This is a genomic window from Propionigenium maris DSM 9537 (assembly GCF_027925155.1).
GTDB classification, from domain to species: domain Bacteria; phylum Fusobacteriota; class Fusobacteriia; order Fusobacteriales; family Fusobacteriaceae; genus Propionigenium; species Propionigenium maris.
The window spans coordinates 155,270-175,292 of sequence record NZ_BSDY01000009.1 but is presented as its reverse complement, the minus strand read 5'-3'; the positions used below and the strand labels follow the sequence as shown (position 1 = coordinate 175,292).

General features: G+C 42.1%; 19 protein-coding genes. 17 read left to right on the top strand and 2 right to left on the bottom strand.

The annotated features are described in order from the left end of the window. Nucleotides 1-38: 38 nt before the first annotated feature. The 14 genes from QMG11_RS11225 (at nucleotide 39) to QMG11_RS11160 (ending at nucleotide 15,345) form a co-directional block, all read left to right on the top strand. The gene (locus QMG11_RS11225) at nucleotides 39-1,031 is read left to right on the top strand and encodes an RHS repeat domain-containing protein (protein WP_281836033.1); all 993 of its coding nucleotides are present in this window, start codon (nucleotides 39-41) and stop codon (nucleotides 1,029-1,031) included. Nucleotides 1,032-1,193: 162 nt separating this feature from the next. Beyond that, nucleotides 1,194-2,210 (top strand): RHS repeat domain-containing protein, encoded by a 1,017-nt coding sequence (locus tag QMG11_RS11220; protein WP_281836031.1) that lies wholly within the window; start codon nucleotides 1,194-1,196, stop codon nucleotides 2,208-2,210. A gap of 9 nt (nucleotides 2,211-2,219) precedes the next feature. After that, nucleotides 2,220-3,203: an RHS repeat protein gene (locus QMG11_RS11215; RefSeq protein ID WP_281836029.1), complete on the top strand. Its 984-nt coding sequence runs from the start codon at nucleotides 2,220-2,222 to the stop codon at nucleotides 3,201-3,203. Nucleotides 3,204-3,223: 20 nt separating this feature from the next. Then, nucleotides 3,224-4,231: an RHS repeat domain-containing protein gene (locus tag QMG11_RS11210; RefSeq protein ID WP_281836027.1), complete on the top strand. Its 1,008-nt coding sequence runs from the start codon at nucleotides 3,224-3,226 to the stop codon at nucleotides 4,229-4,231. 13 nt (nucleotides 4,232-4,244) lie between these two features. Next, nucleotides 4,245-4,457, top strand: coding sequence for a hypothetical protein (locus QMG11_RS11205; RefSeq protein ID WP_281836025.1), 213 nt, complete (start codon nucleotides 4,245-4,247; stop codon nucleotides 4,455-4,457). A 306-nt stretch (nucleotides 4,458-4,763) separates the two neighbouring features. Continuing rightward, a complete protein-coding gene (hslU, locus tag QMG11_RS11200; protein ID WP_281836022.1) occupies nucleotides 4,764-6,086 on the top strand; it encodes an ATP-dependent protease ATPase subunit HslU in 1,323 nt (440 codons plus the stop codon). 9 nt (nucleotides 6,087-6,095) lie between these two features. Next, nucleotides 6,096-9,608, top strand: coding sequence for a chromosome segregation protein SMC (smc, locus tag QMG11_RS11195; RefSeq protein WP_281836020.1), 3,513 nt, complete (start codon nucleotides 6,096-6,098; stop codon nucleotides 9,606-9,608). Between the two features lie 95 nt (nucleotides 9,609-9,703). After that, nucleotides 9,704-11,461, top strand: coding sequence for an ABC-ATPase domain-containing protein (locus tag QMG11_RS11190; protein WP_281836018.1), 1,758 nt, complete (start codon nucleotides 9,704-9,706; stop codon nucleotides 11,459-11,461). An 18-nt stretch (nucleotides 11,462-11,479) separates the two neighbouring features. Continuing rightward, nucleotides 11,480-12,496: a tetraacyldisaccharide 4'-kinase gene (lpxK, locus tag QMG11_RS11185; RefSeq protein WP_281836016.1), complete on the top strand. Its 1,017-nt coding sequence runs from the start codon at nucleotides 11,480-11,482 to the stop codon at nucleotides 12,494-12,496. Continuing rightward, nucleotides 12,483-13,289 carry a hypothetical protein gene (locus QMG11_RS11180; protein ID WP_281836013.1) on the top strand — a complete coding sequence of 269 codons (807 nt, stop codon included), beginning with the start codon at nucleotides 12,483-12,485 and terminating at the stop codon, nucleotides 13,287-13,289. The genes lpxK and QMG11_RS11180 overlap by 14 nt, the downstream gene beginning before the upstream one ends. Nucleotides 13,290-13,306: 17 nt before the next feature. After that, nucleotides 13,307-13,753 (top strand): PTS sugar transporter subunit IIA, encoded by a 447-nt coding sequence (locus tag QMG11_RS11175; RefSeq protein WP_281836011.1) that lies wholly within the window; start codon nucleotides 13,307-13,309, stop codon nucleotides 13,751-13,753. 3 nt (nucleotides 13,754-13,756) lie between these two features. After that, nucleotides 13,757-14,350, top strand: coding sequence for a nicotinate-nucleotide adenylyltransferase (gene nadD / locus QMG11_RS11170; RefSeq protein WP_281836009.1), 594 nt, complete (start codon nucleotides 13,757-13,759; stop codon nucleotides 14,348-14,350). 12 nt (nucleotides 14,351-14,362) lie between these two features. After that, nucleotides 14,363-15,007, top strand: a complete 645-nt coding sequence (locus tag QMG11_RS11165) for an alpha/beta hydrolase family protein (RefSeq protein WP_281836007.1) — start codon at nucleotides 14,363-14,365, stop codon at nucleotides 15,005-15,007. Between the two features lie 8 nt (nucleotides 15,008-15,015). Continuing rightward, nucleotides 15,016-15,345, top strand: coding sequence for a DUF1904 domain-containing protein (locus tag QMG11_RS11160; protein WP_281836006.1), 330 nt, complete (start codon nucleotides 15,016-15,018; stop codon nucleotides 15,343-15,345). Nucleotides 15,346-15,373: 28 nt separating this feature from the next. On the opposite strand, the gene kdsB is transcribed toward QMG11_RS11160, so the two are convergent. Further along, nucleotides 15,374-16,111: a 3-deoxy-manno-octulosonate cytidylyltransferase gene (gene kdsB / locus QMG11_RS11155; RefSeq protein ID WP_281836004.1), complete on the bottom strand. Its 738-nt coding sequence runs from the start codon at nucleotides 16,109-16,111 to the stop codon at nucleotides 15,374-15,376. A gap of 215 nt (nucleotides 16,112-16,326) precedes the next feature. On the opposite strand from kdsB, the gene QMG11_RS11150 reads away from it, so the two are divergent. After that, nucleotides 16,327-16,980 carry a helix-turn-helix domain-containing protein gene (locus tag QMG11_RS11150; RefSeq protein ID WP_281836002.1) on the top strand — a complete coding sequence of 218 codons (654 nt, stop codon included), beginning with the start codon at nucleotides 16,327-16,329 and terminating at the stop codon, nucleotides 16,978-16,980. A 126-nt stretch (nucleotides 16,981-17,106) separates the two neighbouring features. On the opposite strand, the gene QMG11_RS11145 is transcribed toward QMG11_RS11150, so the two are convergent. Next, entirely contained in the window at nucleotides 17,107-18,465 is a 1,359-nt protein-coding gene (locus tag QMG11_RS11145) for an MATE family efflux transporter (protein ID WP_281836000.1), read from the bottom strand. A 271-nt stretch (nucleotides 18,466-18,736) separates the two neighbouring features. On the opposite strand from QMG11_RS11145, the gene QMG11_RS11140 reads away from it, so the two are divergent. Both QMG11_RS11140 and QMG11_RS11135 read left to right on the top strand, forming a co-directional pair. Then, nucleotides 18,737-19,360, top strand: a complete 624-nt coding sequence (locus QMG11_RS11140) for a MarC family protein (RefSeq protein WP_281835998.1) — start codon at nucleotides 18,737-18,739, stop codon at nucleotides 19,358-19,360. A gap of 11 nt (nucleotides 19,361-19,371) precedes the next feature. After that, entirely contained in the window at nucleotides 19,372-19,710 is a 339-nt protein-coding gene (locus QMG11_RS11135) for an arsenate reductase family protein (RefSeq protein WP_281835996.1), read from the top strand. The last annotated feature ends 313 nt before the right edge of the window (nucleotides 19,711-20,023 follow it).

Here is a 20,023-nt window from a genome sequence, read left to right as displayed (position 1 = left end):
CTTTTGGAGTAACTCAAGAATAAAGTTAAGGAGGGAAAATGAAATATATTCATGGATTAGGATGGCTGCCCTTGGTAGAAGTAAATGAAAATGGCGTTTCTAAGATAAACATATTTGATGGTAGCGGAATGATAGGAGTAGTGGAGAAGAATAGGGTCAACTACCTGCTGAAGGACCACCTGGGGTCAACGAGGATTGTGGCAGATGAGAGTGGAGTAAAGAGAGGGGAATTTAATTACTCCGACTTTGGAGAGACAGCAGTATCGGGAAATGTAGGGGATATAAGGTACAGGTATACGGGTCAGGAGTGGGATGAGGAGGTAGGGGAGTACAACTACCTGGCAAGGGAGTATGACCCTGCAACGGGAAGGTTTAACAGCCCAGATCCAGCAAGGGAAGGGTTCAGCCCCTATGTGTATGTGGGGAATAATCCAATTAACTTTGTGGATTCCGATGGAAAAGTGAAAACCTATATAACAGGAAGTTATATAGGCTACACAGAATCCCCTTCAAACCCAGGCAAACCTAGCTTGTATTTTACAGAGGGGCACCTCACTCAAGTTCATGATGATGATGATAACATCGGTTGGCACCCAAACAAAGAGGGCCTAAAAAATTATATGGTCAATATTAATGAAAGCGAGGTTGAAAAGATTTTTAAAGGCACACTGGAAGATAGGTTAAAAATTATCAGTCAGATAAAAGGTGGTGTATATCGAGAAAAACCTGACGCATCAAACTTATTTGAATTTGTCTCAAAAGGTGGTATGGCTGTTGATCTCCACATTTCAAGGTCTAAATTAGTTAGGCCGGGGGATCCAGATTTTAAGCCAGAGTATAGTCAAAGTTATGCTGAAGAAACGATAAAAAGTGCTAAAATTGCAGAAAATGAAAATATTAGTGATGCGACTTTGAAATATAGCATATCAAATAAGGAGATTACTTCATTTTCAACTCCCGAAGTTGCAAGTGAGTCTTTATGGACAAGGATTTTCGGTTGCGCGAGAAGAGTGAGAGTGCAAGAAGTATAATAGAGCAACTCTTTAGTCAACTTTTCCAATAAGGTGAGTCCTCATAAAATAAAAAGTAAAATTTAAAAAATAAAGGACTGTCATGGTCCTTTGTTTAGGTTTGATAGAGGTACTTTAAAAATTATCTTACTATTTATAAGGGAGAAAAAATAAGGAGGGAAGATGAAATATATTCATGGATTATGGCGACTTCCATTGATAGAAGTAAATGAAAACGGAGTTCCTAAGATAAACATATTTGATGAAAGCGGAATGATAGGAGTAGTGGAAGGGGGTAAGGTCAATTACTTATTGAAAGACCACCTGGGGTCAACGAGGGTTGTGGCTGATGAGTATGGTGAAAAGAGGGGGGAATTCAGTTACTCCGACTTTGGAGAGACAACAGAAGCAGGGGAAGTGGGGAATATAAAGTACAGATATACAGGGCAGGAGTGGGATGAGGAGGTAGGGGAGTACAACTACCTGGCAAGGGAGTATGATCCAGCAACAGGAAGGTTTAACAGTCCTGATCCTGCAAAACAAGGGTTTAGCCCCTATGTGTATGTAGGAAATAACCCAATAAATTTTGTTGATCCAGATGGAAAAGTTTATGTTTTGTCAGAAGATAAATATTCCAGTTTGAAAGTTGATAAAGCAATAAAGCGATGGGATCCAGGGAGCCAAACATATTTAGATTCCATAAACCCAAACAATGGCATCAAATCAGAAATGTCTATTTTAAGATATCGAGAATTAGGTAAAGAAGAACAAGCTAGGGTTCTGAAGGATTTAAGTAAATGGAAAGACTATTTTTTAGAAAATAGAGATAAGATTGACGCTCATGCTTCCTCGTGGTATACGATTCATTCCCTAACTGAAGGTTATATAATTCATAATGACGACAATTTTCTTTTTTTTGAGGAATTTATCGCAAGAGATGAAAATGGAGAATTATTAGGTGTAGGCGTTTTAGGTGGTTCTAGAGATTATGAGCTACATTTAAATTTAAGAGATCCTAGGGCACTCGTAAACCGAGAAAGTAGACCAGCAGGTGTTGTAGGGAACGTTGGAACACAAATAAGAAATGAAATGATAAATTATAGTTTCAGCAATGGGGCCTCTGAAGTTACTAGTACCCCTATAAGTCCACGAGCAAAGGCTTCACTAGAAGAAATTGGATTTGTAGAAAGGTTTATTTAAAGGAGGAAAATGAAATATGTTAATGGATTAGGAAGACTACCGTTGGTTGAAATAGATGAAACTGGAAACACCAGGATAAACATATTCGATGAAAGCGGAATGGTAGGAGTAATGGAAGGAAATAAGGTCAATTACCTATTGAAAGATCACCTGGGCTCAACGAGGGTTGCGGCAGATGAGTATGGTGAAAAGAGAGGAGAACTCAACTATTCCGACTTTGGAGAGACAACAACATCAGGGGAAGTAGGGAATATAAGGTACAGATATACGGGGGAGGAGTGGGATGAGGAGGTAGAGGAGTACAACTACCTGGCAAGGGAGTATGATCCTGCAACAGGAAGATTTAACAGCCCAGATCCAGCAAGGGAAGGATTTAGCCCCTATGTGTATGTGGGGAATAATCCAATTAACTTTGTGGATTCCGATGGAAAAGTGAGGGTTAGATATTTAATAAACAAGAAAGGGGTATCATTTGAAATGCAAGATAGAAAACAAATTGAATCATCAGTATTGAATATCGAATCAACTGTAAGTGGACTTTTAACTAATGAGCTTTCAAGTTTTGAAAATGAAAAATTTAAAACCACTTCTAAAGAGGTTTTTGGTAGTGATACTCCTGACACTTTAAGGAGGGTTCAAGAGGGATTTGAAATCATTAACAGATATTTAAATGAGAATGTAGTTACTTTTAAACCTACAGATAGGCCCAATGCAGAAGCGTATGTAAGAAAAAATATGGATGAAGTTATAAGAGTAAACATGTCAAATGTAGGACCTGTAAGCCTTGAGTACACTATATTTCACGAATTAACTCATTTGGAATTGAAGACTGTGGATGTGCGGCTTGAGGGAGTAGGAAGAGCAACCTCAGGTTATGCTGTTCCATTTGCACAGGGCGAATTTAAAGAAAAGAAACTTTTTTTTTCAAAAAAGCATACACCTCTAGATAATGCAGGGAATTGGGAAGAATTTTATGTAAAAATTAGGTTATAGTATAAGGGGAGGTAGAAAAAATGAAATATATTAATGGATTAGGAAGACTACCGTTGGTTGAAATAGATGAAACTGGAAACACCAGGATAAACATATTCGATGAAAGCGGAATGGTAGGAGTAATGGAAGGAAATAAGGTCAATTACCTATTGAAAGATCACCTGGGCTCAACGAGGGTTGCGGCAGATGAGTATGGTGAAAAGAGAGGAGAACTCAACTATTCCGACTTTGGAGAGACAACAACATCAGGGGAAGTAGGGAATATAAGGTACAGATATACGGGGCAGGAGTGGGATGAGGAGGTAGAGGAGTACAACTACCTGGCAAGGGAGTATGATCCTGCAACAGGAAGATTTAACAGCCCTGATCCTGCAAAACAAGGGTTTAGCCCCTATGTTTATGTAGGGAATAATCCAATTAATTTTGTAGATCCTGATGGAGAAGTTTATGTTTTGTCGAGAGATAGATATTCTGCTGAAATTTTTCAAGTAGACAAGACAATAAAGAGATGGGATTCCAAGAATCAAAGATATTCAGATTATATAGATCCAGCTACTGGCGTCAAAGAAGAGATGTCTATTTCAAGACATGAGAAATCAGACAAAGCAGAAATGGAAAGGCTTTCTAAAGAGTTAGATGAATGGGAGGCGTATTTTTCAAAAAATAAAGACAGAATTGATGATCATGCTTTTGATACTTGGTATGAGGTCTGGGAGCTAACCAAGCTTTCTTTAAATGCAAGTAGTTTTAATAGTTTTGTGGCAAGAGACGGGAGTGGTGAATTATTAAGTATTGGTGTCTTAGATAGGAGTGTAGGATATAGCTTATTTTTGGGGTTAAGAGATCCTCGGGCACTTGTAAATCGAGAGATTAGGCAAGAAGGTGTTGTAGGAAACGTTGGAGCTCAAATAGGAGCAGAAATGATAAATTATAGTTTTAGCAATGGTGCCACTGAAGTTATTCTTGAACCTATAAGTTCAAGGGTAAGGGGGCCATTAGAAGAAATTGGATTTGTAGAAGTCTTATAGAAAGGGGAGAGAAATGAGATATATTCATGGATTAGGAAGTCTGCCACTGATAGAGACAGATGAAGGTAGAGAGGTCAGAATGAATATATTTGATGAGAGCGGGATGGTGGAGATAATGGGGGATAACAACCAGATTAATTACTTGCTAATTAGAAATGGGGAGGTTCCGAATAGGGTAAGGAGCAGCCTAACGTATAATCATAGATCAGTCGAGTTTAGGTTATAGATAAAGGGCAAAGATTTAAAGACAAAAAACCAAGTTCAATAGCATAGAAGATAGAACTTGACTAAGGAAAAGAGAGGGACGTAGCACCTGAGGTGTATCCTCTTAAGACTTAATTACTCAAAAGTCATAAGTTAATTTTGTTATAAGAAATGATTATATTAAATAGAGAGACAGAAAACCCACTGCGGGTTTTTTGTTTTTTTTGGAAAGGTTCCTTATCTACCCCTTCAAACCCTTAGTTTCCTTGTAATAGATGAGCAAATATTATATAATATGGTAAAAACTTTATTCGGGAGAGTATCGAAGATGAAAAATAAACTGACGCCTAAAAAAATAGTGGAAGAACTAGATAAATATATAATCTCACAGGATGAGGCAAAGAAGAATGTAGCCATATCTCTGAGGAACAGGTATAGAAGAAAAGCAATAGAAAATAGTGACATGAGAAGGGAGATTACCCCTAAAAACATCATCCTTATCGGATCAACAGGAGTGGGGAAGACGGAGATAGCCAGAAGGCTGGCCAAGCTTGCTGATGCTCCCTTTATCAAGGTAGAGGCTACCAAGTATACAGAGGTGGGATATGTAGGTAAGGATGTAGAGTCTATGATAAAGGACCTTCTGGGGATCACCATCAGAAAGCTGAAGAGCGACAAGGTGGAGGAGCTCAAGGAGAAGTACAGGGAGGGTGTTATAGAGAAGGTTGCCAAGCTGATAAAACCCTATGACACAGTGAACCTGGATGTAAAGAAGGAGCTTGTAGAGGATATCCTGGCTGGAAAGTATGATGACTATGAGGTAGAGGTAGAGAAGAGTCCCAAGGGTGATCTTCCCTTTGTAGAGGTGGTTTCAGCTGGGAACGCACCAGAAGAGGGAGTGCAGGGGATAATAGATAATATCGTATCCAGCTTCCCAGGAAGGGGTAAGAGTAAGAGCATCCTTATGAATGTTGTGGACGCTATAGACTACCTATTAAATGAAGAGGTGGAAAAGAATATAGATATGGAGGCCATTATTCCAGAGGCCATAAGAACAACTGAGCAGGACGGAATAATCTTCATCGATGAGATAGATAAGATAGCCGAGAGAGAGGGAGGAGGCAGAAGCGAGGTATCCAGACAGGGGGTACAGAGGGATATCCTTCCAATAGTTGAGGGAACAACTGTAATGACAAAGTATGGAGCGGTAAAGACGGACCACATACTATTTATTGCAGCAGGGGCCTTTACCCTGTCAAGCCCTTCAGATCTTATGCCGGAGCTCCAGGGAAGATTCCCTGTAAAGGTAAGACTTAAAAACCTAGAGGAGGAGGATTTTATCAAGATCCTTACCCAGGTGGAGTACAATCTTCTAGAGCAGTACAAGTCCCTCCTTAAGGTAGATAATGTAGATATCAGTTTTACTAAGGGTGCCATAGAGAGGATAGCTGAGGTATCTATGGACCTCAATGAAAATGTGGAGAACATCGGAGCAAGAAGACTGGCTACAGTAGTAGAAACTGTCCTTAAGGAGATAATGTATGAGGCTCCCTACGAGAAGCTGCAGGTTATAAAGATTGGAAAGAGGGAAGTAGATAATATCTACAAGGAAGAGACAGAAGAGGAAAATTTAGATAATTATATACTTTAGGAGTGATACATGTATTTAAAATCTGTAGAAGTAAATGGATTCAAATCCTTTGCAGAAAAAGTTAAGGTCGATTTCGACACGGGAATAACCTCCATAGTGGGACCCAATGGAAGTGGAAAATCCAATATACTGGATGCCACCCTCTGGGTACTGGGAGAGCAGTCCTATAAAAATATAAGAGCCAGGGAGAGTACCGATGTAATATTTTCCGGGGGAAAGAACAGAAAACCCAAGAACAGTGCAGAGGTATCCCTTTACATAGATAACAGCGACAGAACCCTTCCTATGGAGGAGGACAACGTAAAGATAACCAGAAAACTTCACAGAACCGGTGAGAATGAGTATCTTATAAACAACTCCAAGGCCAGGCTCAAGGATATAAACGAGCTCTTTATGGATACGGGGGTAGGTAAGAGTGCCTACTCGGTTATCGGTCAGGGTAAGGTAGAGAGGATAATCTCCTCCTCCAGTAAGGAGATAAGGGGAATAATAGAGGAAGCTGCCGGGATCAAGAAGGTAAAGGTAAGAAAGGCTGAAGCTGAAAAGAAACTTGAGAAGGTAGAGGCTGAGGTGGAGAAGATAGACCTCATCCTGGGAGAGCTTGAGGACAACAAGGTAAAGATAGAGAGACAGGCTGGAAAAGCCCTTAAGTACAGGGAGCTCAGCGAGGAAAAGAATGTCCTTGCCAAGGGGATAAATGAGATAGAGCTCGCCCAGGCTGTGAGATCCATTGGAGAACTGGAGGGAAGGATAGCTAAGCTGAGGGAGGATATTGCCTCAGATCAGGAAGCCTTTGAGGAAGCTGAGAAGAGGCTGGAGGAGCTGAATAATTCAAGGGAAAGGCTCAGCGAGGAGATCGAGACCCTTTCCCAGAGTAATGTAGACCTCAAGAGGGATATAGATAAGATAGTAAATGACAGGACCCTCTTTACCGAGAGAAAAAAATCCTATGGAAGGGAGCTGGAGGAGAAGAGGGAGGTCCTTGCAGCTGCTGGGGAAAGAACTGCCCTCAAGAGAAAGCTCATAGATGAGATAGAGATAAAGATAGAGCTCCTAACAGAGGAGATAGTGGATCAGGAGAAGGAGAATAGAACCTTTGATACCGTTATTGAGGAAAAGTCCAAGGAAAAAAGGGATCTTGAGATAGAGCTGAATATAAAGAAGGACAAGCTCATGACCTATGAGGTGGACAGGCTGAAGTACATGACGGACATGGAAAACAATGTCAAGAGGATGAAGAGCAGCCGTTCCAAGATATCTGAGCTCCAGGGAGAGGTAGAGGAGTACAAAAAGAAGATAGATGAAAACAAGGCAGAGCAGGAGAAGCAGGTTAAGCTCCTATCCCAGAGGGAGGAGGAGTATAACGGAATAGACGGCAGGCTTGAAGTGTTGGAGGAAGCAGTGGGAAGTATCAGCCAGGAGATGAACCGTGCCTATGAGGTAATGAGGGAAGCTGATTACAACCTTAAGAGACACGGGGGAAAGCTTGAAAACCTTATGAAGCTGGAAGCTAACAATGAAGGGTTCTACAAGGGAGTAAAGGAGGTTCTTAACTCAAATATAGAGGGAGTAGAGGGAGCCTTTATCAGCCTGGTAACTATTCCAGAGGAGTATGAGAGAGCCATAGAGGCTGCAATCCCCGGAAACCTTCAGGATATCATAGTTAAAGACAGTAATGTAGCCAAGAGGTGTATCGGCCTCCTAAAGGAGAAAAGGGCGGGAAGGGCTTCCTTCCTGGCGCTGGATACAGTGAGATCCGGTAAGAAGGCTGTTAAACCCAATGAACCTGGAGTTGTGGGGATGGGAAGCGACCTGCTGGAGTTCGATCCCCAGTATGAAAGGGTTGTAGATATGCTTCTTGGAAACCTTCTTATTGTAGATAAGATGGACACCGCTGTAAGGATATCTAAGAGGAACCTTCACAGGGGTAACATAGTTACCCTCCACGGAGAGCTGGTGTCCTCTAGAGGAAGGATAACAGGGGGAGAAAACCTCAGATCTGTAAGTTCTCAGATATTTGAAAGAAAAAAGGAGATAAAGAAGCTGGAGGCCATAGTGGCTGAACATAAAAAGAAGCATAGTATCTCTGAAAAAAAATACGGGGAACTGAGCCAGAAGATGGAAGCTACCGAGGAGAAGCTGGTAGCCCTAGATGATCTCAAGGAAACCCTTAAGACCCAGGTAAAGAGAGACAAGGAACTTCTGGAAGACATATCCAGAGCTGGAGATAAGCTCCTGAAGAACCTCAGAACTGTGGAACTGGAGGAGAGGGAGGAAAACCTCTACATAAGCGAGTATATGGAGCTTGAAAAGAATGCCAAGGACAACAGGGCCAAGGTGGAAGACCTCATGGAGGAGCTGAGACAGGAGATCCAGCAGGGTGGAGAACAGATCACCAAGTGCAGGGAGGAAGTAGAGGCTCTAAAGGATGACTTTAGTGATAAGAGGATCAGGTTCCTGAACAACAGGGAGACCCTCAAGCAGACCGAGAGGGAAGCAGAGAGACAGAGGGAGGAACTGAAGGAAGTAGAGTCTGGAAGAAAGGCTGTAGAAAAGAGGATAGAGGAGCTCACAGGAGGTATAGAGGAGCTTGAAGGGAAGCTGAAAGCCCTGGAGGAGTCTTATACAGATGAAAATGTAAGATATCAGAAGGAGTTTCTTGAGATAAAGGAAAAGAGAAACGAGTACTCCCTCATAGAGAAGGAGGAGAGGGAAACCATCAAGAGGGTCAAGGATATTGAGAATAAGATAGTCCTTGGAAACAACAAACTTGGAAACCAGCTGGAAAACCATGAGAAGCAGAGCCTCAGAAGAGGAAAGCTGGAAGCTGTGAGAGAGGAGCTGAAGGATGTGGAGCAGGGAGCCCAGATAGAGGACCTGGCTGCATCCAAGGAGGAGCTCCTTAAGCTGGAGGCAAGGATAAAGAACCTGGGAGTTGTAAACCTCCTTGCCATAGAGGAGTTTGAAGAGGTTAAGAAGAAGTTTGAGTTTATAGGGAACCAGAGAAGGGACCTTATGGAGAGTGAAAAGGCTCTGAGGGAGCTCATTAAGGATATAGAAAATGTTGTGGAGATGAGATTCTTAGAGGCCTATGAATCCATAAATGAGAACTTTGGATATATGTGCCGTGAGATCCTCAGCAACTCCGAGGGGAGGCTGGAGCTGAGCGACAGCACCAATATCCTGGAGACTGGAATAGAGCTCATGGTTAAGTTCAAAAACAAGAAGAGACAGTCCATTACCCTTCTTTCAGGGGGAGAGAAGTCCATGGTGGCTGTGGCCTTTATCATGGGAATATTCATGTATAAGCCAAGTCCATTTACATTCTTCGATGAGATAGAGGCAGCCCTGGATGAAGCCAACACCAAGAGACTTATTGGAAAGCTAAAGGAGTTTACAGACAGATCCCAGTTTATCCTTATAACTCACAACAAGGAAACTATGAGGGAATCGGATACCCTGTATGGAGTAACTATGAACAAGGAGATAGGGGAATCTAAGATACTGTCGGTAAGGATGTAGGTTGTCGGCTTAGAAGCTATCAACTGAATAAAATAAGCAAGAAAGACCTCCAGACACTGTGGAAGAACTTAAAATAAAGATAACGAGGTGGAATAATGAGAAGATTAGAGAGACTCTTAAGAGATATAGATGGAAGGGGATATAAAGCATACAAGGATATTAAGGGAAGCTATAACTTTGGAAGCTACATCCTGAATATAATCAAGGTACAGGGAGATCCCTTTGCATCTCCCTCCCTCCTTTCATGTGAGATAGACCTGATAAAGGAGGGGTACTCCAAGAAACTCTATGATACTCCCTCAAAGAAGCTTGCCTTTGAGGACTACTTCCTGAGAAAATTGGGACAGGCTATAAGAAGCAGCGCAGGAAGAGGAGTTAAAGAGGAAAGAGGAAGCAGAGAAGGGGGAGAGCAGAGAGGAAACAGATATGGCAGACCTGGAAGGGGAATGGGAAGCGGTAAGAGCGGAAATATAAGCATCCTTAAGGTAGGTCAGGAGATAATCAAGAGAAGTGCTGTGGAGATCTCTGGAGACAAGCTTACCTTCAGATTTTACCTGGGACTTCCAGCCAGGGGAAGAACTGTTCTGGGAAGAGAAGCCAAGACCCTGCTATTTGATAAGGTAAAGGGAATCTACGAGGGGATAACTGCAAAAAACATCCACCTGGATAAGCTTGAGAGACATGTGAAGGTAAATGAGAGATCAGACATGGTAAGAAGAGCCATGGCTGGGGAGGGGCTTATCTCATTTATCGGAGAGGGAAGTATTCTTGCGAGAAAGAACTCTGTAGATGACAGGCCTATGACAGATGCAGTTAGGTTTAAATCCCCTGGCAACATGCTTGTAAAGCTGAAGCTGGAGGATGGGACCACAGTGGAAGGAATGGGAATAAAGAGGGGAATAACCACCATAACAGGAGGAGGATTTCACGGTAAATCTACCCTTCTAAATGCCATCGAGAAGGGAGTATACAACCACATCCCTGGAGACGGAAGGGAGCTTGTGATTACAACTTACGATGCTGTAAAGATAAGGGCAGAGGATGGAAGAAGCATAGAGAAAGCTGACATCAGTACCTTTATAAATAACCTTCCCCACAAGAAGGATACTAAGTCCTTCACAAGTGAAAATGCCAGCGGATCAACCTCTCAGGCTTGTAATATAATGGAGGCTATAGAGCTTGGTGCCAAGCTCCTTCTTATAGATGAGGATACCTCAGCAACTAACTTCATGGTACGTGACAGAAAGATACAGGAGCTCATAAGCCATGACAAGGAGCCTATCACCCCATTTATAGAGAAGGTAGGATCTCTGAGAAAGCAGCTGGATGTATCTACAATTATAGTAGTCGGAGGTCTGGGGGATTACTTCAGTGTATCGGACAACGTTCTTATGCTGGATGAGTACAGGGTGACAGATATAACCAAAAGGGCCAAGGAGATAGATGAAAAGTACAGAGAGAGTAAGATAATTGAGGATGAAACAAGCATTGTCCCAGGGAGAAAAAAGCTCAACGGCAAAAAAATTCCTTTACTTTTCAACGATAAAAAATGTAAAATAAGGGGTAGAGATTTAGACGAACTTTCTATAAATAAAGATGTGGTGGATATCAGATCCCTTGAGCAGTTTGTAGAAAATGGTCAGGTACCATTTGTAGGAGAGCTTCTTAAGAGATTGTTTACTAAATCCAATGGTAATCCCGATCTGAGGGATCTACTTGACAGGGTTGAAGATGAGATGAAGGATGAGAATATCTGCAACTACTTAAGGGCAGAACAGGGAAGTCTTGTATTTACAAGAAAATATGAAGTTGGGGCAGTAATTAACAGGATAAGAAGAGAGCTCTTTCTTTAAATGGGATGAGAGGTAATAATGGAAATTTTAGCGTATATATACTATCTAGTAACATCTATAAAGAATCGTCTCTATGACAAGGGAATACTCAAACCCAAGGAGGTCCCTGGAGTAGAGATAATTTGTGTGGGAAATATCACTGTAGGTGGAACTGGAAAAACTCCAGGTGTGCAATACTTCACAAAGAAGCTTCTGGATCAGGGAAGAAAGGTTGCCATCGTTTCAAGGGGATATAAAGGGAAGAGAAAGAGGGATCCCTTTCTGGTCAGTGACGGAAGAGAGATATTTGCGTCGCCAAAAGAGAGTGGGGATGAACCATTCCTACATGCACTGAATGCTAAAGTTCCTGTGGTGGTTGGTGCCAATAGATTTAAAGCCTGCAGCTTTGTAAAGAAGCACTTTGATGTGGATACAATAATTTTGGATGACGGGTTTCAGCATAGAAAGCTTAAGAGGGACAGGGATGTAATCCTTGTAGATGCAACAAACCCCTTTGGGGGAAGGGCACTTCTTCCCAAGGGAACTCTTCGTGAGGACCTTAAAAAGGGACTTGAAAGGGCTACAGAGTTTATAATAACAAAATCCGACCTTGTAGGAGAGAGGGAAGTAGAGAAGATCAGAAAGTATCTGAGAAGATACAAGAAGGAGGTATCCATTGCAAAGCATGGTGTATCCTCATTCTGTGACCTTAAGGGGAATATGAAACCTCTGTTTTGGGTGAAGGGGAAGAGAGTACTGCTCTTTTCGGGACTTGCCAATCCATTAAATTTTGAGAAAACTGTAATATCCCTGGATCCTGAATATATCGAGAGGGTGGACTTTTTAGACCACCACCACTTCAAGGAGAAGGATTTTAAAAATATAAGAAAGCGTGCAGAGATGATGGACGCAGACTACATAATAACAACTGAAAAAGATCTGGTAAAACTCCCAAGAAATTTTAAATTGGAAAATACCTATGTACTAAAGATCAAGTTTACAATGTTAGAGGACAACACTCTAAAACCAGTGGGAGGATTAGATGGAAGTAATTAATTTGATAGAAGCAATAAAGGATGACAGAAGAGAAGTATTCAGAGAGATGGTAGCAGAGGAGGGGATAAGGAAGAGCCTTTCCTCCCTCTCTGAGATCATAGGCTGCAGAGCTTACTTCACAATAGACGGCGAGGGGAATATAAAAAGAAAGCCTATGAACTATACCCTTCTCCTTGGAGCCTTTAGCAGAAACCAGGAGAAGCTGGGAGATATGTTCTTTGAACTGGCTAATCCAGTGGAGAGAGTCAAGCACAAGAAGATCGAAAGGTTATCCAGGGAGGACCTGGGGAAGCTGAACAGAAACTTCTTTAAAATATTAGCAAACGGCAATGTAGATTTTGCTAAGAGATATGCCAAGGAGCTCTACCTGAGAGACAGGGAGGGATTCTTCAAGAAGCTCTTCCACTATACTCTTATGGAGGAGATGGATAGCCAGAAAGCACTGATGGCTCTGGCCCTTAAGAAGCTTATCTGGGATGAATATGACGATAATATAATGAACGCAGCAATGACTTATCTTGCCACTGTAAGATCGGACTTCCGTGTCTATGAAGAGGTTAAAGGAACATCTGGAGTTTCCAAGGAGAAAGTTCTTGCTGCAATAGAGAACCTTAAGGCAGGAGGGTCTAAGGAGGAGTTAAACCTTTTGGCATACCTAAGAGTTCTTGGGGAGTACAGCTACACCAATGAAGGAAAGTTTATAGAGATAGCCCAGAAGAGGCTGGAGGAGATATCTCAGGGAAGAAAGACAGAAGCGAACTACTATGAAATTGAGATTATAAAGGGCTTATAAATCAGGGAGGTCATACGATGATAAATTATCTTACTAACAAACTTCTTACTGTGGTAGAGGAGAAGCTCACTAAGGAAGAGGTGGTGGAGCTTCTTGCAGAAAGGATGGCTCAGAATACTAAGGTGGTAAAGGATAAGGGAGCTTTTCTGGAGAAGGTATTCCAGAGGGAAGAGGTAGGAACTACGGGAATAGGTATGGGAGTAGTAGTACCCCATGCAAGATCTGAAAGTGTAGAGGATATAATTGTATCCATAGCTCTACTAAAGCACCCAATAGAGTTCAATACTCCAGACGGAGAGGACGCTCAGCTTGTAATACTGGTTGGAGCTCCAAAAACAAAGAACAAGGAGTATCTAAACCTTCTTGCAAGGATAGCCAGAATATTCAGAAATAAGGATTACAGAAAAAGTGTCTTTGAAGCTACCAATGAAGAGGAGCTTATCGAGGCAATGTCGGAGCTGTAGGATATGACCCAGACAGTTAAGAAGACAGAGAAGATAGGTGTCTATGGGGGGAGTTTTGATCCCATCCATCTGGGACATATAGGGATAATAAAGTATGTTCTTTCCCAAAAAAAGTTAGATAAGTTAATAGTGGTTCCTGTAGGAAATCCCTCTCATAGAGAGGGATTAATTTCTAGCAGGATGAGACTGGAGATGGCCGAGGCAGCGTGCAAGAAGATAGAGGGGGCAGAGGTGTCCGATATAGAGATAAGGGAGGAGGGGACCTCCTATACCTATGAGACCCTGATGAAGCTCAAGGAGATCTATCCAGATGGAGAGTTCTACGAAATAATCGGGGAGGATTCAGCTGACTACCTCCATGAGTGGAAGGAGTACCACAAGCTCATAGAGGAAGCCAAGTTTATCGTCCTCAGGAGAGGAGGGTGGGAGTACACCCCTACCCATCCAAATATAGAGGTATTGGATAGCCCCATCTTCCCCTACAGCTCCACAGAGGTAAGGAACGCCATAAGGGATGGCAGGGATATCTCCTCTATGATAAGCCCAGAGGTGGCTGCAATAATAAGGAAATACAGACTCTATAAAAGTATGGACTAAGGAGGGCTGGATTTGAAGGAACTTGTATTGATATTTAAGGGGTGGTCTAGTACCACATCCCTCTACAGGGATATAGAGAAGCTATATAAGGATGCAGAGGTGCACTACAGCGATGAAGTGGAGTGGCCACAAATAAAACTCTCGGACTACAGCAGGGTAACCCTCATAGCATGGTCTATGGGAACACTGGATGCAATCGAGTATGAGATGAGCCATAAGATAGATGAGATGATACTCATCTCACCTACTCTGGACTTTACATCCACTATAAGACCGATTATTCTCAAGAAGATGATAAAGAGGCTTGGAACAGACAAAGAGGGGTGTCTGAAGGACTTCACAGGGCTCTGCTTCGACAGTACCGAGGAAGCTGAGAGGTACTGGAGGGACTACCACGAGGAGATAATGGAGATACCAGAGGATCTCCTTATAGAAGGCCTGGAGAAGCTCATGAGTAAGAAGATAGAGAGCAGGGAGGAGAGAAGGATATCTCCCCTTATAATTGTAGGTACTGAGGACAGGGTGATTCCCCTTGAAAACTCCAAGGAGGTAGAGGGGCTCTATCCAGATGTGAGGGTAATAAAGGTAGAGGGGGGACACAACCTCTTCTACGACAAGAAGGATGAACTGATAAAAATAATAGAGAGAGAAGTTTAGGAGGAGTTATGCCGCACTTGAGATTTAGAGGTGTAGAGAAGGAAGAAGTTAAGGAGATCAGCAGGGAACTGGTGGATCAGCTGGCAGAGATAGTTGAGTGCCCAAGAGACTGGTTTACCCTTGAGTGTATAGATACAGAGTTTATCTTTGACGGCCAGGAGAGCAAGGGTTATCCCTTTGTTGAGGTTCTCTGGTTTGACAGGGGGCAGGAAGCTAAGAATAGGGCTGCCACAGCAGTAACCGATGCAATTAAGAGGAAACATCCTACAGAGGATATATGTGTAATCTTTACCAACTTAAATGAGAAGGATTACTATGAAAACGGAAATCACTTTTAAAAAGGGAAGGCTAAATGCCTTCCCTTTCTTATAGAGTAATGTTTTTTTCTGCAATAATATTTCTTACCCTCTCAAGATCTTCAGGAGTATCTACCCCTACTATCTTATAGGGAGTCTCCAATACCTTTATCCTGTAGCCGTTTTCCAGAACTCTCAGCTGCTCAAGGGACTCAGATACCTCCAGGGGAGTGGAGTCCATAGTGGAGTACTCCATCACAAAGTCTCTCTTATATCCGTAGATCCCTACGTGCTTATAGTAGTTGCCCATATTAAGCTTTCTGGGATATGGGATAGGGCTTCTGGAGAAGTAGATGGCATAGTCATTCCTATCTGTAACCACCTTAACGTTATTTGGGTTCTCAACCTCCTCTATGCTATCCACCCTGTGCTTCAGAGTGGCCATAACAAGGTCCCTCTCCTCCTTAAATGGAGCTATAAGGGAGTCTATCATATCTCCCTCTATAAGGGGTTCATCCCCCTGTATATTTATAATAACATCGTAGTCGGTGTACTTCTCAGCCACCTCTGCTATTCTGCTTGTTCCGTTGGGGTGGTCCTCTCTGGTCATAACAGCCTTTCCGCCAAAGGCTACTACCTCGTCGTAGATGGCTTTATTGTCTGTGGCAACTACCACCTCGTCTAGGGCAGACATCTTAGACCTCTCATATACCCACTGTATCATTGTGTGACCATGTATATCCTTTAAGGGCTTCCCCTCTAATCTGGTAGAAGCATATCTTGCTGGGATTACTCCTAAAAATTTCATACAATCCTCCTCGATCTTTATTGTGACTATTTAAATTATACATCAAATACTTTTTCTTGTGTAAAAAAATTATCTGAAATTTAAGCTGGAACAACTTCCAATAAATGTACAATAAAAATTGACACAGGCAATCTATGAAAGTATAATCGTATTAATATAAAGTTTAGGGATCAAGTAACCAACTAAATTAAATAAGCGGAAGGTATGGTGGTATTATGAATAGAGGGAAATCCAAGGAAGTAGCTTTTTTTAATCTTTTAAAAAGCCTTATTTCACCAAATATAAAGAATGAAGTGCTGGAATACAGTATATCAGTTGAGGATCTAAAGGAAAAGATGAGTATGGATAAGCAGATCATCTCTTCCTTCCTGGGGAAGCTTCAGGAGGACGGCCTGGTGCAGGTCCTTGAAAACGCCGATGACAGGGTGGACCTTCACTTTGAAAAAACCCACGATAAACTCCTGGAGTTTATGACGGTGGATGACCTAGATAATGTTATCTTAGATATAAAGGACTTTATCAGCAGGAATATAGTTCACTTTCAGTTCCATGTACCCAACAAGGTATTCAATGACTATGCCCTAGAAGCTCTTGCCAGACAAGAGTCGGAGGGGATCGACTTTGATATGACAGACATTATCGAGGGGGGAGTCAACGATATCTTCAACAGGGAGGAAACAATTGTATATGTAAACAGAAAGTTATTTGATATAGCCAGTGAAGCCAAGGAGGAGGATCTAAAGGTACTGGAAGGAATCTTCTACTGCTGTCTGAATCTTCCGCCGGTGGAAAATCCATTCTATATAACTCTCTTTGTCACTAAGCTCTGTTTCCAGATGGAGATGTGCAAGAGGGAAAAGATCTCATAGAAAAGAAAAACCAGCCTAATGGCTGGTTTTTTTATTATTTAAGGAAAGTATAGAATTTATAAAAAAGTCATATGAAGGAACAAGGTTCCAATAGATTATCGGGATGCAACGTCGCGTTGCTTTTTATTATGCAAACTGAAGACCTTTCTCTCTGGCTTCCCTGAAATCCCTCTGAAGTTTTTTATACATTCCAAAGGTGAGAAGGAAGGCAAGCATATCTGCTATTACCAGACTGTATGAAACTCCGTAGAATCCCAGAAACCTTGGAAGTATCAGTACTGCCGGAGCAAAGAATAACCCCTGCCTGGAAACAGCCAGGATAAAGGCCTGCTTTCCATGTCCCAGGGACTGGAAGAGGGTGGTTATAATTATCTGGAACCCATTGGCTACAAAGAGAGTAATCATAATTATAAGAGATCTGGATCCCATCTCAACAACCTCAGGGTGAGAGCTGAACACTCCGATTATATGTCTGGCAAAGACAATAAAGGTACCTGAAAGAAGGAGACAGAAGCCTGAGCTCAAGATAACTGCATACTTAATAGCTTCCTTGACTCTCTCTACCTGCTTTGCTCCAAAGTTGTAGGCCACTATAGGCTGGAATCCCTGGGCTATTCCAAAGAGAACGTAGGTCCCCAGAGAGGTCACCCTCAGGATGATACCGATGGATGCCACAGCTGCGTCTCCAAAGGGTATAACAGCTACATTAACAAGGGCCAGGGCAAGGCTTGAAAGAAACTGCCTGGCAAAGGAGGGAAGTCCCGTAATGAGGATCTCCCTGTAGATGGACCACTTTGGAGTAAAGAAACCAAGATTAAGTCCTACACTGCTTCTTCCTGTGAAATAATAGGAGAAGAGGAAGAGAGTGGATACCCCCTGCGCTATAGCTGTGGCCATGGATGCTCCTGCCACCCCCATATTAAATGTAAAGATAAGAAGGGGATCTAGTAGCACATTTACAAGGGCTCCAAGGGAGATAGCTATCATGCTGTACATGGCATTTCCCTCAGCTCTTATAAGGTTATTCATATTCATATTCAGGATAGTAAAGACCGAAGCCATGAGTATGTAGAGCAGATAAGCCTTTGACTGATCAAAGAGAGATCCAGATGCTCCCGTAAGGGTAAGGATCTCATCTATGAAGACAAGTCCCGTAAGGGTAATCAATAGTCCCACAACTGCTGAAGTAATAATGGAGGTCATAGCCACCCTCTTAGCTTCATCTATATTCTTGCTCCCCAGAAGACGGGAGATATATGCTCCGGAACCTACACCCATGGTCTGCCCTACCGCTACCACAACCATGAAGATTGGAAAGGCTATGGAAACAGCTCCCATTGCTCCGTTATCATTTAACATTCCCACAAAGAAGGTGTCCACCAGGTTGTAGACAGCACTTACCAGCATGGCAATTATTGCAGGAGTGGAGAGTCTAAAAAGGAGTTTTAGTACCTTTTCTTCCCCTAAAGAGTTGCTTTTATTCATATCAAGTATCCTCCTAAAAATTTATACTATATTATATAGTCCTTTCCATGAAAAATCAATGACAGATGACATTTGAAATCTTGCAATACAAGAGTTAAAAAAAGAACTTTATTTCTCTTTAGTTAGCCTATGAGATACCAGCAAGGAAAAAAGGAATGATAGTAGGAATAGTTTATTATTGGCACTGTGATCCTAAAAAAATAAAAAAAAGTGGTAATAGCGGGGAAAAAGTCATATAATTAGCAGTAGTAATTTTATAAAGGAGAGATAGATGGAAGAATTTTTATATGCGGTGTTTAACAGCGCATTGACACTTATTGCAGTAATGAACCCCTTTGGTAATGTGCCTCTTTTTATGGGACTCACAGAGGAGTTTTCAGAAGGTACCCGGGAGAAGATATATAATACCATTGTAGCAGCTGGATTTGGGATAGTCCTTGGTTTTGGACTCATTGGACATGTCTTTATGGAGTATTTCTTTAAGGTGGGAATGGAAGAGGTAAGGATAGCAGGAGGAATGATCCTTATTGTTGTGGCCTTTAACAACCTCCTCTTCTCCAAGAAGAGGAGCAGGGCGGAGATAGAAACTACAACTGAGGAGGACGCCATGAAGATGGGAGTGACTCCCCTGGCCTTTCCCATGCTTGTAGGACCTGGAACCATGGCCACTGCCATGATACTAAAGCAGCAGGACGGACTTGTAGTTACCGTTCTAGGAACTATTATTACCTTTGCTATTATAAAGGTCCTTCTCATGAGTGGTAAGTATCTGGAGAAGATCCTTGGAAAACTGGTGCTCTATCTTCTTTCCAGAATAATGCAGATATTTATAATGGCAGTGGGAGTGAGGCTGCTGGTAACAGGAATCTCAGAAGTAGTAAAGAGAGTGATATAGAGGAGAGGACGATGATAATACAGATCTTTGGTAAGAAGGGATGCAGCGACACAAGGAAGGCCGAGAGGTACTTCAAGGAGAGAGGAATAAAGGTGCAGTTCATAGATATGAAGAAGAAGGGGATATCCAAGGGAGAGCTAAGGGAGATACTGAACAAGTATACCCTAGAGGAGCTTCTGGATACAGATGGAAAGGAGTATAGGAAGAGAAACCTCCAGTATATGTACTATGATGTGGAGGAACTCCTAGAGGAGAGCCCGGATCTATATAAAACTCCTATAGTCAGGTGTAGCGGAAAGGCTACCCTGGGATACCAGCCAGAGGAGTGGAGTAAGTGGCTCAAAAAATAGAGTTAGTAAAAAAGAATGGTCCTAAGACCATTCTTTTTTTGTATAAAGCACACATCTTAATATTTAGGAAAATCTCTTTTATAAAAGCAAACATTATAAAACTATTTTATACTTTTTGTCTTGAAACAAAAGGTACACAAAAGTTCTACCCGCAAGGGTATTCCCAGAGTTCTAAAGTTTATTCGAGAAACTAAGAACTCTGTAAAAGTGCTCCGACAATTGCCTTTACGTGTCAGAACAAGGTATTCATTGCTCTCTATGGCTCCGAATGGCTCTAGGTTTGTTAAACGCAATGAAGGAGGTTATTCATCTG